This is a genomic window from Devosia sp. GW821-FHT12F11, assembly GCF_058806655.1.
Window position 1 is genome coordinate 341,519 of record NZ_JBXAPX010000003.1, and the last position, 13,592, is coordinate 355,110.

The 13,592-nt window shown below is 66.5% G+C and carries 13 protein-coding genes; 8 read left to right on the forward strand and 5 right to left on the reverse strand.

Annotation, left to right across the window (positions count from 1 at the left end; genetic code table 11):
• Positions 1–80: 80 nt before the first annotated feature.
• From AC1ROK_RS11665 to AC1ROK_RS11675, 3 genes are all read right to left on the reverse strand, one after another.
• A complete protein-coding gene (locus AC1ROK_RS11665; RefSeq protein WP_492846973.1) occupies positions 81–851 on the reverse strand; it encodes an SDR family NAD(P)-dependent oxidoreductase in 771 nt (256 codons plus the stop codon).
• Positions 852–948: 97 nt separating this feature from the next.
• A complete protein-coding gene (hutC, locus tag AC1ROK_RS11670) occupies positions 949–1,689 on the reverse strand; it encodes a histidine utilization transcriptional repressor HutC (protein ID WP_492846975.1) in 741 nt (246 codons plus the stop codon).
• A 53-nt stretch (positions 1,690–1,742) separates the two neighbouring features.
• Positions 1,743–3,089 (reverse strand): formimidoylglutamate deiminase, encoded by a 1,347-nt coding sequence (locus AC1ROK_RS11675; RefSeq protein ID WP_492846976.1) that lies wholly within the window; start codon positions 3,087–3,089, stop codon positions 1,743–1,745.
• A 92-nt stretch (positions 3,090–3,181) separates the two neighbouring features.
• Here AC1ROK_RS11675 and hutI point away from each other — a divergent pair, with 92 nt between their 5' ends.
• Genes hutI through AC1ROK_RS11715 form a run of 8 tightly spaced genes read left to right on the forward strand, consistent with a single transcriptional unit; the run spans position 3,182 to position 11,081 of the window.
• Entirely contained in the window at positions 3,182–4,411 is a 1,230-nt protein-coding gene (gene hutI, locus AC1ROK_RS11680) for an imidazolonepropionase (protein ID WP_492846979.1), read from the forward strand.
• Positions 4,408–5,943 (forward strand): histidine ammonia-lyase, encoded by a 1,536-nt coding sequence (hutH, locus tag AC1ROK_RS11685; protein WP_492846981.1) that lies wholly within the window; start codon positions 4,408–4,410, stop codon positions 5,941–5,943. The genes hutI and hutH overlap by 4 nt, the downstream gene beginning before the upstream one ends.
• Positions 5,943–6,752: an N-formylglutamate deformylase gene (gene hutG / locus AC1ROK_RS11690; protein WP_492846983.1), complete on the forward strand. Its 810-nt coding sequence runs from the start codon at positions 5,943–5,945 to the stop codon at positions 6,750–6,752. Before hutH ends, hutG begins: the two co-directional genes overlap by 1 nt.
• Entirely contained in the window at positions 6,749–8,419 is a 1,671-nt protein-coding gene (gene hutU, locus AC1ROK_RS11695) for a urocanate hydratase (protein ID WP_492846985.1), read from the forward strand. Before hutG ends, hutU begins: the two co-directional genes overlap by 4 nt.
• A 7-nt stretch (positions 8,420–8,426) precedes the next feature.
• On the forward strand, positions 8,427–9,041 hold the full coding sequence (locus AC1ROK_RS11700; protein ID WP_492846987.1) for a HutD/Ves family protein: 615 nt from the start codon (positions 8,427–8,429) through the stop codon (positions 9,039–9,041).
• Between the two features lie 35 nt (positions 9,042–9,076).
• Positions 9,077–9,382 (forward strand): ETC complex I subunit, encoded by a 306-nt coding sequence (locus AC1ROK_RS11705; RefSeq protein WP_492846989.1) that lies wholly within the window; start codon positions 9,077–9,079, stop codon positions 9,380–9,382.
• A 12-nt stretch (positions 9,383–9,394) separates the two neighbouring features.
• Positions 9,395–10,333, forward strand: a complete 939-nt coding sequence (locus AC1ROK_RS11710) for a TraB/GumN family protein (protein WP_492846991.1) — start codon at positions 9,395–9,397, stop codon at positions 10,331–10,333.
• 4 nt (positions 10,334–10,337) lie between these two features.
• On the forward strand, positions 10,338–11,081 hold the full coding sequence (locus AC1ROK_RS11715) for a sulfite exporter TauE/SafE family protein (protein ID WP_492846993.1): 744 nt from the start codon (positions 10,338–10,340) through the stop codon (positions 11,079–11,081).
• 151 nt (positions 11,082–11,232) lie between these two features.
• On the opposite strand, the gene AC1ROK_RS11720 is transcribed toward AC1ROK_RS11715, so the two are convergent.
• Positions 11,233–12,384: a Gfo/Idh/MocA family protein gene (locus AC1ROK_RS11720; RefSeq protein WP_492846995.1), complete on the reverse strand. Its 1,152-nt coding sequence runs from the start codon at positions 12,382–12,384 to the stop codon at positions 11,233–11,235.
• 100 nt (positions 12,385–12,484) lie between these two features.
• Positions 12,485–13,540, reverse strand: a complete 1,056-nt coding sequence (locus AC1ROK_RS11725; protein WP_492846997.1) for a sugar phosphate isomerase/epimerase family protein — start codon at positions 13,538–13,540, stop codon at positions 12,485–12,487.
• Between the last annotated feature and the right edge of the window lie 52 nt (positions 13,541–13,592).

Sequence of the window (13,592 nt, forward strand, 5' to 3'; positions counted from 1 at the left end):
AATGTCTATACATATCGACCCGTGAGTCAACACGACTTGTGCAGTTTCCATTTCTGCACAAGGATTGTGCATACGGTGCATCAGATGGAGGCAAGATAGCCTCCGTCGATCGCCAGGCACTGCCCCGTCACATAGGCCGATGCGGTGCTGGCGAGGAAAACGACAGGGCCGCCGACATCCTCGGCCAGCCCGAAGCGGCCCTGCGGGATCTTTCCCAGCATGCCGCTCGCCCAGGCCTCATCGGCATAGAAGCCTTCCGTCATCTCGGTGCGGAAGTAGCCCGGCGCGACCGCGTTGACGCGGATGCCGTGTCGAGCCCATTCCGCCGACAGCGCGCGGGTCATGCCGAGCAACCCGGATTTGGACGATCCGTAGGGGACCGCAGTCGGTACACCCACATAGGAGGTCAGCGAACAGAGGTTGATGATCGAGCCGCCGCGACCGCGCGAGGCCATGCCGCGGGCCACTGCCTGGGCGCAGAAGAAGCTGCCCTTGAGGTTGGTGTCGACGATGCTGTCCCACAGCGCTTCATCGACATCGAGCGACGGCGCGACGCTCTCGAAGCCGGCGTTGTTGACAAGGATGTCGATGGGCCAGGCCGCGTCGAGTTCACCGATCGCTGCGGTGATGCCGGCGACATCGGTGACGTCGAGCTCGAGCGCCCGGCCGGACGCACCGGCCGCGGCCACCTGGCTCAGCGTCGCGTCGAGGCTGGAGCGGGCGCGCGCGGTGACGCAGACCTCTGCGCCCGCTGTCGCCAGGGCAACGGCGATACCCTGCCCCAGGCCACGACTGCCGCCGGTCACCAGGGCACGCCTTCCCGTGAGGTCGAAGGCAGTCTTCTTATACATGCAGCCTCCTCCCAGAGATGCAGTTGACGAGTATCAGCACTTTCAGTCGCTCATGTCTATACATAATGTCGATAGCTCAGCGTGACCTGGCGCGCGGTCACGACGACGGGGTGAAGGTGGCGACGAGGGCGTGGCGATCCCCTGGGTAGGTCAGCCGCACCTGGGTGACGGCAGCGCCGGCGCTCCAGGTCCGCCGCTCGATCACGAGGCATGCGGTGCCCTGCTCGATCCCCAGTTGTTCGGCGGCCGTGGCGTCCGCTGCTGCAGCGTGAATGCGGTGCTCTGCCGAACTCCAGGGCACCTGGCTCAGCAGCCACTGTCCGGGGGGGACCTTGGTGAAATCCGCCTGGTCGGCACCCTCGACACTGCTCAGATTGATCAGCCGCTGTTCGAGGCAGAACGGCTTGCCGCCGGCCAGGTGGACGCAGGTGATATCGAGGATCGCCGTACCGACCGGCACATCGAGCAGCAGCCGATCGGCGCCCTGGGCCTTCCGCTTCGCCACCCGCGGGACATTGAATGCATAGCGGAGCTTGAGCGACTCCACTTCCTTGCGGATATCGCTGATCTCGAGCACCGCGGACTGGGTGTGAGGCTGGCTGACGAAGCTGCCGCTCTTTTTCACCCGCTCGATCAGCCCGGCCCGCGCCAGCTGGGTCAGGACCTTGTTCACGGTCATGCGCGAACAGCCATACTCGCGAGCGAGATCCACCTCGAACGGGATGCGGTGGCCGATGGGCCACTCCCCAGAAACGATCTTCTTTTCGATGTCGTTGAGGATGCGCTGGTGGAGCGTGCCGGCTTCAGTGTCACGCTCGGCAGTCACTAGTGTGCTCACGCTATGCAATCCCGTGCTTGTAACCAAAGCTAACCGATGTTCCGCCGATGGGGTCAAGCCCCAAGCAGGCGGTGCATGGTCGACTCGAACCGCCGCCGAACGGTGTCGGACTTAACATGTTTGCCGTCGATCACCTGCTTCCGGCCACCGACCCAGACATCCGCCACCGACACGCCGGAAGCGAAGACGAAAGCGTCGAGCTGATCGGCCGGCGGCAGGTAGGACGCACCGGCGGCCGAGAATGAAACCAGGTCGGCGGGGCTGCCGACTGCAATGCCCGACTGCACCCCGAGAGCCGCTGCTCCACCCTTCGCCGCCAGATTGACGAGCTCCGCGGCGGTCGACTGTCCGGCCCTCGCGATGACGTTGCGGCTCTGCTGCGCCAGACGCTGGCTGTATTCCAATTGGCGCAGCTCGCCAGCGAGCGAGATCTGGACGTTGGAATCCGACCCCACACCCAGGCGACCGCCCTGCGCAACGAATGCGGCGCCGGCAAATACGCCGTCGCCGAGGTTGGCTTCGGTAATCGGGCAGAGACCCGCCACTGCCTTCGCAGTGGCGATGCCTGCCACCTCTTCGGCAACAAGGTGGGTGGCATGGATCAGGCACCAGCGGTCATCAACGGGGGCGCCACCAAGCAGCAGCTCAACGGGGCGAGCCCCGGTGGCCGCAACGCAATCCTCGACCTCGAGCACCTGTTCGGCGACGTGGATGTGCACGGGTTGCCCTTCGGCGAGCGGCAGGATCTCGTTGATCTCGGCGATAGTCGCTGCCCTGAGACTATGCGGGGCGATGCCCACCGCCGCCCCCTCGAGCCCGCGGACCGCGCGCCGCGACGCCACGATGAGTTCGGCGAAGCGAGCGGTGTCGTTGATGAAGCGTCGCTGCCCCTCGATCGGCGGCTTCGGCCCGAAGCCTGCGTGAGCGTAGAACACCGGCAGCAGCGTCAGGCCAATGCCCGCCTCGGCGCTGGCGGCAGCGATGCGTTCCGCCATTTCCGCGATGTTGGCATAGGGGCGACCATCGATGTCGTGATGCAGGTAATGGAACTCGCCGACCCGCGAGAAGCCCGCCTCGAGCATTTCGACATAGAGCTGTGCGGCCACCGCCTCGACGTCGTCGGGCGTCATCGACAGGGCGAAGCGATACATCTGGGTCCGCCAGCTCCAGAAGCTGTCGTCTCCCGGTCCGCGCTTCTCGGTCAGCCCCGCCATGGCGCGCTGGAATGCGTGGCTGTGGAGGTTCGGCACCGCCGGTGCCAGCAGCCCATGGCGCTCGGCTGCGGCAGCCGGCGCACTCCCCTGCTCTACCGAGGTGATCAGCCCGTTCTCGATCCCGACGCTGACATCGTGGGCGAGACCGGTGGGAAGCAAGGCGGCGGCGGCGAACAGCTTGGTCATCGAGCGATCCTGACGGGACAACGGAAAAACTCTCTTGTCATCGACCTTATTATGTCTATACATCTTTTAGGACGATTGAAAGCGGACATACAATGCCGACAGCAATCCCCAACCTCGACGCCGACGTGAAACTATGGCGGAACGCCCGCCTCGTGACGATGGCCACCCCCTCGGTCGAGCCGATCGAGAACGGTGTTATCGTCACCTCCGGCGAACGCATCGTTTTCGCGGGCGCTGTGTCGGATGCGCCCGATATCGGTGGCGCGCAGCAGATCGACCTCGGCGGCCGCCTCGTGACCCCGGCGCTGATCGATTGCCACACCCACATCGTGCATGGCGGCAACCGCGCCCGCGAGTTCGAGATGCGGCTCGAAGGCGCCAGCTATGTCGAGATTGCCAAAGCCGGGGGCGGTATCGTCTCGACCGTCCGCGCCACCCGGGCGCTTTCGGTCGAAGAGCTGGTCGAACAGGCGCTGCCGCGCCTCGACACGCTGCTCGGCGAAGGCCTGGGAACCATCGAGATCAAGTCGGGCTACGGCCTCAGCATCGAGGCGGAGCTGAACATGCTGCGCGCCGCCCGCGAGCTAGGCAGCCGGCGGGCGGTTCGCGTCGTCACCTCGTATCTCGGCGCCCATGCGACGCCTGAGGAATACCGGGGGCGCAACGCGGCCTATCTTGACGAGGTCGTGCTGCCTGGCCTCAGAGCCGCGCATGCCGAGGGGCTGGTCGACGCCGTCGACGGTTTCTGCGAGGGCATCGCCTTCTCGCCCGAGGAGATCGCGCGGGTCTTCGAGCTGGCGAAGGAGCTCGGGCTGCCGGTGAAGCTTCATGCCGAGCAGTTGAGCCACCTGGGCGGCACCAGGCTCGCCGCCCGCTATGGTGCGCTGTCGGCGGATCATCTCGAATACATCGATGACGCCGATGCGCAGGCGATGGCCGCTGCCGGAAGCGTCGCGGTGCTGCTGCCCGGGGCCTTCTACGCCATCCGCGAGACGCACAAGCCCGATGTCGCGGCGCTGCGCCGGCATGGCGTCGGCATGGCTGTTGCAACCGACTGCAACCCCGGCACCTCGCCGCTCACCTCGCTACTGCTCGGCATGAACATGGCGGCCACCCTGTTCGGGCTGACGGTCAGCGAGTGCATGGCCGGAACGACGCGGACAGCGGCGCAGGCGCTGAGGCTGCTCGATCAGACCGGCACGCTCGAGGCGGGCAAATCCGCCGATTTCGCGGTCTGGAACTCCGCCTCGGTCGCCGAACTCACCTACCGCATCGGCTTCAACCCGCTGCATCGCCGCATCTTCAAGGGCAAGGCAACATGACTATCACGCTCACGCCGGGAAGCGTCTCGCTCGAGACGCTGTCCGAGATCTTCTGGAACGGCACCCCTGCGGTGCTCGATCCGTCATTCGACGCCGCGGTCGACCGCGCCGCTGCCCGCATTGCCCAGATCGCCGCCGGCAACGCCCCGGTCTATGGCGTCAACACCGGCTTCGGCAAACTGGCTTCGATCAAGATCGAAGCGGCCGATCTCGCCACGCTGCAGCGCAACCTGATCCTGTCGCACTGTTGCGGCGTCGGCGCGCCGCTGCCGGAGAACATCGTCCGGCTGATCATGTCGCTGAAGCTGGTGTCGCTGGGGCGCGGTGCATCCGGCGTGCGGATCGAGCTCATCCGGTTGATCGAAGCCATGCTGGCGCGCGGCGTCATCCCGCTGATCCCGGAAAAGGGGTCGGTCGGCGCCTCCGGCGACCTGGCGCCACTGGCGCATATGACGGCGGTGATGATCGGCGAGGGTGAAGCGTTCTTCCGGGGCGACCGCCTTGGGGGCCGCGAGGCGCTCGAACGTGCGGGGCTCACCCCGGTGGTGCTCGCCGCCAAGGAGGGACTGGCGCTGATCAACGGCACGCAGACCTCAACGGCGCTGGCGCTTGCCGGGCTGTTCCGCGCGCACCGCGCCGCCCAGGCCGCATTGATCACCGGCGCCATGTCGACCGACGCCGCGATGGGCTCTTCCGCTCCCTTCCATCCCGATATCCATACCCTCAGGGGGCACCAGGGCCAGATCGATGCGGCAGCGGCGCTGCGCACGCTGCTCGCCGGCTCGGCCATTCGCGAGAGCCATGTCGAAGGCGACGAACGGGTGCAGGACCCCTACTGCATCCGTTGCCAGCCGCAGGTCGATGGCGCCTGCCTCGACCTGCTCCGCAACGCTGGACGGACACTTGAGATCGAGGCCAATGCCGTCACCGATAACCCCCTGGTGCTGTCCGACGGCAGCGTAGTGTCGGGCGGAAACTTCCATGCCGAGCCGGTGGCCTTCGCGGCCGATCAGATCGCCATCGCGGTCTGCGAGATCGGCGCAATTGCGCAGCGGCGTATCGCCCTGCTGGTCGATCCGGCCCTCTCCTACGGGTTGCCGGCGTTCCTTGCGAAAAAGCCGGGGCTCAATTCCGGCCTGATGATTGCCGAGGTGACCTCGGCGGCGCTGATGAGCGAGAACAAGCAGATGGCCCATCCGGCCTCGGTCGATTCCACCCCGACCTCGGCAAACCAGGAAGACCATGTCTCGATGGCCTGCCACGGGGCGCGCCGGTTGCTGCAGATGACCGAGAACCTGTTCGGCATTATCGGCATCGAGGCGCTGACGGCGACGCAGGGTGTCGATTGCCGGGCGCCGCTGCAGACCGGCACCGAGCTGGTCAAAGCCCGCTCGGCGCTTCGTGCGGTAGTCCCCGAACTCGAGGAGGATCGCTACATGGCGCCCGACATCGCCGCCGCGGTGACGCTGGTCGCCAATGGCGGCCTCGCCGGCGCTGTCGGACCTGGCATCCTGCCGGAGTTGGCGCAGTGATGGACATTTTCGAGCTCCACCAGGGCACCTCGCCCGTCATCCTGGCGTTCCCGCACACCGGGACCTACGTGCCGCCAGAGATCCGGGAACAGCTGAACGACAACGGCAGGATCCTCGCCGACACCGACTGGCACATCCACCAGCTCTATCGCGACCTGCTGCCGGGCGCCTCGACCATCCGCGCCACCCACCACCGCTATGTCATCGATGTGGGCCGCGATCCCACCGGCGCCAGTCTCTACCCGGGCCAGAACACCACTGGCCTCGTTCCGGAAACCGACTTCGACGGAACCCCGATCTGGACCGAGGGCGGCTCCGCCGACGCGTCCGAGACGCAGCGGCGGCTGGCGGTGTTCCACGCCCCTTACCACGCGGCGCTTGCCGCGGAAGTCGAACGGGTCCGCGCGGCGCACGGCGTGGCCATCCTGTTCGATTGCCATTCGATCCGCTCCAACATCCCGTTCCTGTTCCAAGGCAGGCTGCCGGATTTCAACGTCGGGACGGCCGACGGAAAATCCTGTGCGCCCGCCGTCGAGGCGGCCGTTTACGGTGTCGCCCGGGCGGCCGAGGGCTACACCTCCGTGCTCAACGGCCGCTTCAAGGGCGGCTGGACGACACGCCATTACAGCAACCAGGCGGGCGGCGTGCAGACGATCCAGCTCGAACTGGCGCAGGCCACGCACCTCGTCGCGGAAGCGCCACCCTTCCAGCTCGACCCGATCAAGTCGAACCGCCTGCGCGCCCATTTGGGCGAAATGCTGAAGCGCCTCGAGGCGCTTGCCCCCTCTCTCGCGGAAGCAAAGCCATGACCGATCCCCGCCACAACACTAGAGAAGTTCGCGCCCCTCGCGGCACCCAGTTGCGGGCCAAGAGCTGGCTCACCGAGGCGCCGCTCCGCATGCTGATGAACAACCTCGATCCCGATGTCGCCGAGAACCCCAATGAACTGGTGGTCTATGGCGGCATCGGCCGGGCGGCCCGTACCTGGCAGGATTTCGACCGCATCGTCGCGGCGCTGGAAAAGCTCGAGGGCGACCAGACCCTGCTGGTCCAGTCGGGCAAACCGGTCGGGGTGTTCCGCACCCATCAGGATGCGCCGCGCGTGCTGATCGCCAACTCCAACCTGGTGCCGCATTGGGCGACCTGGGATCACTTCAACGAGCTCGATAAGAAGGGCCTGGCCATGTATGGCCAGATGACCGCCGGCTCGTGGATCTATATCGGCACCCAGGGCATCGTGCAGGGCACCTACGAGACATTCGTCGAAGCCGGCCGCCAGCATTATGATGGCAACCTCAGGGGCAAGTGGATCCTCACGGCGGGCCTTGGCGGGATGGGCGGAGCCCAGCCGCTTGCCGCGGTGATGGCCGGCGCCTCCTGTCTCGCCGTCGAGTGCAATCCCGACTCGATCGATTTCCGCCTGCGCACCCGCTACCTCGACGAGAAGGCGACAACGCTGGACGAGGCGCTCGAAATGATCGAGCGCTGGACCAGAGCCGGCGAGGCGAAGTCGGTGGGCCTGCTCGGGAACGCCGCCGAAATCCTGCCCGAGATGGTGCGCCGCGGCATTCGTCCCGACCTCGTCACCGACCAGACGTCGGCGCATGATCCGATCAACGGCTACCTGCCAAAGGGCTGGACCATGGCCGAATGGCGGGAAAAGCGCGAGAGCGCCCCCAAGGCGGTCGAGAAAGCGGCGCGCGCCTCGATGCGCGAGCATGTCGAGGCGATGCTGGCATTCTGGGACCGGGGCATTCCGACGCTCGATTACGGCAACAACATCCGCCAGGTCGCCAAGGACGAAGGGCTGGAGAATGCCTTCGCCTTCCCGGGCTTCGTGCCGGCCTATATCCGCCCGCTGTTCTGCCGCGGCATCGGCCCCTTCCGCTGGGCGGCGCTCTCCGGCGACCCGGAGGATATCTACAAGACCGACGCCAAGGTCCGGGAGTTGACGCCCGGCAATACGCACCTCCACAACTGGCTCGACATGGCACGGGAGCGCATCGCCTTCCAGGGGCTGCCGGCGCGCATCTGTTGGGTCGGCCTTGGTGACCGCCACCGGCTGGGCCTGGCCTTCAACGAAATGGTCCGTTCTGGTGAGTTGAAGGCCCCCGTCGTCATCGGCCGCGACCACCTCGATTCCGGTTCGGTGGCCTCTCCGAACCGTGAGACCGAGGCGATGCGGGATGGCTCCGACGCGGTTTCGGACTGGCCGCTGCTGAACGCGCTGCTCAACACCGCGTCGGGCGCGACCTGGGTGTCGCTCCACCACGGCGGCGGCGTCGGCATGGGCTTTTCGCAGCATGCCGGCATGGTGATCTGTGCCGACGGCACCGACGATGCTGCACGTCGCCTCGAGCGCGTGCTGTGGAACGATCCGGCGACCGGCGTCATGCGGCACGCCGATGCCGGCTACGAAATCGCGCTCGATGTCGCACGCGAGAAGGGGCTCGACCTCCCCGGCATTCTCGGCTGAGGCCGTGGTGCGGCTCATCCAGTTCGCGGACCTGCCGGCCGTGCCCTGGCGAAACGGCGGCGGCGTCACCCGCGAAGTTGCCGCCCGCCACGACGCCGGCGCCGGGTCCGACTTCCTGTGGCGCCTCAGCATCGCCACGGTCAATGCCGACGGCCCGTTCTCGAGCTTCCTCGGGATCGACCGCACGATCGCCGTCCTGGCCGGGCGCGGCATCGCGCTGCAGCTGCCGGATCGTACGATCTCAGTGACCGACCACAGCGAACCGTTTTCCTTTGCCGGCGAAGTGCCCGTCCATGCCCGCGTCATGGAAGGCGAGACGACTGACCTCAACGCGATGACGCGGCGTGGGTGGTTCACGCACACGGTGCGCCGACTGCCCTTGGATGGCAGCTTGTCCATCGAAGGTGTGGCCGACGAAACGGTGCTGGTCTTTGGTGGCACGACGGCTGTCGAAGGGCTGGACGAGCCGCTTGAAGCCGGCCGGTTCGATGCACTGGTGGGCATCGCGCCCGGGGAGCGCATTACCGTCACCCCCGAGCCCGGCGCCCCGACCTACCTGATCGAGTTCATCCGGTCGGAGGGGTACGGAAAGACTCGAAAGCGCGCCGAAAAGCCCTTATGACTTCGTCCAATTCGATAACAGGACTCGAAGTAACGATGACGGCACGAATCTACCGGCCTGCGCCCAATGCCATGCAGTCCGGCCGGGGCAAGTCCAAGGAATGGGTGCTGGTGCATGAGCCGGCTGCGCCTCGCGAAATCGAACCCCTGATGGGCTACACGTCCTCCACCGACACGCGCGCGCAGATTCGCCTCACCTTCGACACCCTCGAAGAAGCCGAGGCCTATGCGCACAAGAACGGCATCGCCTATCAGGTGCTGCCCGATCACAAGCCGACGGTGAAGCGCACCACCTACTCGGACAATTTCCGCTCCGATCGCAAAACGCCCTGGACGCATTAAGGGTTTGCGGCGATGAGGACCTTCCTCCGCCGCACCCTGTTGCTGCTGTCCCTGCTGGCTGGACTCGCTCCCGCCGCGGCGCTGGCAGCCCCTGCCCTGTGGCGGGTCAGCGATGCTGACAGCTCCGTCTGGCTGTTCGGCTCCATCCACATTCTCGACAAGGACCGGGACTGGCGGACGCCACGCTTCGACGCGGCGCTCGCCGAGGCTGAGCATGTCTATTTCGAGCTGGTGCTGGATGTGGACGCCTATGCCACGCTCACCCGGCTCTCGATGCTTTACGGCCATAACCGCGACGGGCGGCAGCTCAGTGACTATCTGACGGTTGAGCAGCAGGATACCCTGCAGGCCTTCCTCGATGCGCGCGGGCTGCAGCGTGAACTGATCGAACCGATGCGGCCGTGGATGGCAGACCTGACGCTGATGAGCCTCACGCTCTCGGCTGGCGGCTCCGGCGAAGGCGCCATGACGCAGCAGGCCGGTGTCGAACTGGTGCTGCTCGACGAGATTGCCGAAGACCGGCGGCGCGAACTGGAGAGCGCAGAGACGCAGTTCCGACTGATGGCCGGGCTGCCCGACGCGGAGCAGGTCGAAGCGCTGATGCGCACCATCGCGGCGAGCGACAGCCCCGATCAGGCGCTGGGCGCCCTTGCCGACCTGTGGCACGCCGGCGATGTCGAGGCCTTAGCGCGCACGATGAACGCGGCGCTCGGGCCGGTCGACTCGCCGACCTATCGGCGCATGCTGAGCGATCGCAACCGCCGCTGGACCACTGAGATCGCCCAGATGCTGGCGAACAACGAAGACGCCATGATCATCGTCGGCGCGGGACACCTCGCCGGCCCGGCCGGGGTGCCGACACTGCTCGGCGAAGCAGGATTCAAGGTCGAGCGGATGGATCGTTCGGTGGCGCCCGCCAGCGCGGCCGGCAGACCGAACAGGCGCCGGTAACGCGATGGATCAGGTGCTGGTGTTGATCGCCGTCGGCGCGGCACTGGCCGGGTTTGCGCAGGGCGTTTCCGGCTTCGCCTTCGCGCTGGTAGCGCTGTCAGTGTGGGCGTGGGGCGTCGACCCCCGGCTGGCGGTGGTGCTGTCGGTATTCGGCTCGCTGGTCGGGCAACTGGTGACGCTGCCCTTCGTGTGGCGCGGCTTCAGCGTCAAGGGGGCGCTGCCGTTCATCATCGGCGGACTGATCGGCGTGCCGATCGGGGCGCAACTGGTGGGCGCGGCCGATCCGAACCTGTTCAAGTTCGGGCTCGGGCTGTTCCTCGTCGCCTATTGCCCACTGATGCTGCTGCTGCGAGCCGACCTCCGGTTCAGCTGGGGCGGACGGGTGGCCGACACGGCAATCGGCTGGATCGGCGGAGTGCTCGGCGGCATGGCGGCAATCTCGGGGCCGGTGCCGACGCTGTGGACGACACTGCGCGGCTGGAGCAAGGACGAGCAGCGCGGCGTGCTGCAGGGCTTCAACATCGCCATGCACACGGCAACGCTGACGGTCTACCTGATCGCGGGGACGCTCGAAGCCAGGATGCTCGGCGCGCTGGCGTTGACCGGCGTGGTGCTGGTGCCGTTCGCCATCCTCGGCGTGCTGGTGTTCAAGCGGCTGACGACAGTGGGGTTCCGACGCGTCGTGCTGATCGGGCTGACGGCGTCGGGGCTGGTGCTGATCTGGGGTGCAGTGGTGGCGTGGACTTGAGGTGACGCCGTGCCCTAGCAGCTGTCGCCTCCCTCCCCCTTGAGGGGAGGGATTGAGGGAGGGGGTGGTGCAGTCAGCACCGAGTGTCCCTCACCACCCCCACCCCCAACCCCTCCCCTCAAGGGGGAGGGGAGCGGAAGATTCGGGCGAACTAAACCTCGCTGAGCTTGGTCCACTTGCCGTCGGCCTTGGACGAGGCGACGGAGGCCATGATGAACTCCATGCCTTCGACGCCGTCGGCGAGGCTGGGGAGCAGCCCGGCGACATCCTTGCCTTCGCCGCGGATCATCTGGGCGAACTGGCTGTAGAGCGTGGCGAAGGCTTCGAGATAGCCCTCGGGATGACCGCCCGGGATGCGGACGTTCATCGAGGCGGCGGGCGGCGCGGAGATGGCGCCGCCACGGGTCAGCAGCTGCTTGGGTTTGCCGAACTCGGTGAACCACATGTAGTTCGGGTTATCCTGGCGCCACTCGAGGCCGGCCTTCTCGCCATAGACGCGCAGTTGCAGGCCGTTCTCGTTGCCCACCGCGACCTGGCTGGCCCACAGCATGCCCTTGGCGCCGCCCTGGAAACGCAACTTGATCTGCACGTCGTCGTCGAGCTTGCGGCCCTTGACGAAGCTGGTGAGTTCGGCGCTCACCGCCTCGGTCTTGAGGCCCGTGACGAAGCGCGCCAGGTTGTAGGCGTGGGTGCCGATATCGCCGATGGCGCCGCCGGCGCCAGAACGCTTGGGGTCCGTACGCCAGGACGCCTGCTTGTTGCCGGGGTCGGCGGCGTTGGTCAGCCAGTCCTGCGGGTATTCGACCTGCACGACGCGGATCTTGCCCAACGCCCCGGATTTCACTAGTTCACGCGCCTGCCGCACCAGCGGATAGCCGGTGTAGTTGTGGGTGAGAAGGAACTTGGCGCCCTTCTTCGGCTTGATCGCCGCCAGCGCCCGGGCGTCGTCCAGCGTCGAGGTGAGCGGCTTGTCGCAGATGACATGGATACCGGCTTCGAGGAAGGCCTTGGCCGGGCCGAAATGCACGTGGTTCGGGGTGACGATGGAGACCGCCTGAATCCCGTCCTTGCGGGCGGATTCCTTGGCGGCCATCTCCTCGTACGAGGTGTAGATACGGTCCTCGGCGAGGCCGAGATTCTTGCCGCTCTCGAGCGCCGTCGCCGCGTTGGACGACAGTGCGCCGGCGACCAGTTCGTAATCGCCGTCGATGCGGGCGGCGACACGGTGGACATAACCGATAAAGGCACCGGTGCCGCCACCGACCATGCCCAGGCGAATGCGCGGAGCGCCGTTCTCTGCCATTTTCTTACTCCCTCAATTCGTTCTGACGGGGCGGTCCCACAACCACCGTGTCACCCCGGCTTACGCCGGGACGACACCGCGTGTGGGGTTGCCCCGGTGCTTAGCTCAGACCGAGAATCCGGCGGTTGGCCGCCTTGTCGGTGCCCGACGCGGCGAAATCGTCAAACGCCTTCTCGGTGACATTGATGATGTGGCTCGCGATGAACGGCGCACCTTCGGCCGCGCCCTGTTCCGCCGACTTGATGGCGCATTCCCATTCAAGCACCGCCCAGCCGTCGAAGCCGTAAGCGCTGAGCTTGGAAAAGATGCCGGCGAAATCGACCTGGCCATCGCCGAGCGAGCGGAAGCGCCCTGCCCGGTTCACCCAGGACTGGAAGCCGGAATAGACGCCCTGCTTGCCGGTCGGGTTGAACTCGGCGTCCTTGACGTGGAACATCCGGATCCGCTCGTGGTAGAAATCGATGTACTGCAGATAATCGAGCTGCTGCAGCACGAAGTGGCTCGGATCGTAGAGCAGGTTGGCGCGGGGGTGGTTGTTCACGCGCTCGAGGAACATCTCGTAGGTGGCGCCGTCGAACAGGTCCTCGCTCGGGTGGATCTCGTAGCAGACGTCGACGCCGTGCCTGTCGAACTCGTCGAGGATCGGGGTCCAGCGGCGGGCCAGTTCATCGAAGGCCTCTTCGACGAGGCCGGCCGGGCGCTGCGGGAACGGATAGAGATAGGGCCAGGCGAGCGCTCCGGAGAAGGTGGCGTGCGCCGTTAAGCCGAGGTTCTTCGACGCCGCGGCGCAAGCCTTGAGGTGCTTGACCGCCCACTCCTGGCGCGCCTTTGGGTTGCCGCGTACTTCGGGGATGGCAAAGCCGTCGGACAGGGTGTCGTACGCCGGGTGCACGGCGACGAGCTGGCCGATGATGTGGCTCGCGAGTTCAGCGATCTCGAGCCCGTGGCTCTGCACGGTGCCCTTCACCTCGTCGGCGTAGGTCTTGGAGGTCGCCGCCTTTTCCACGTCGACGAAATGAGTCAGCCAGGTCGGGATCTGCACGCCCTTGTAGCCAAGGTCGGCTGCCCAGGCACAGATGTTGTCCAGCGTGTCGAACGGGGCCTTATCGCCCGCGAACTGGGCGAGGAAAATCGCCGGCCCTTTGATGGTGCGCATCAGAATACCTCCCTTGGACGACGCGGTTCCGTCGCCACTACGTGCACGTACC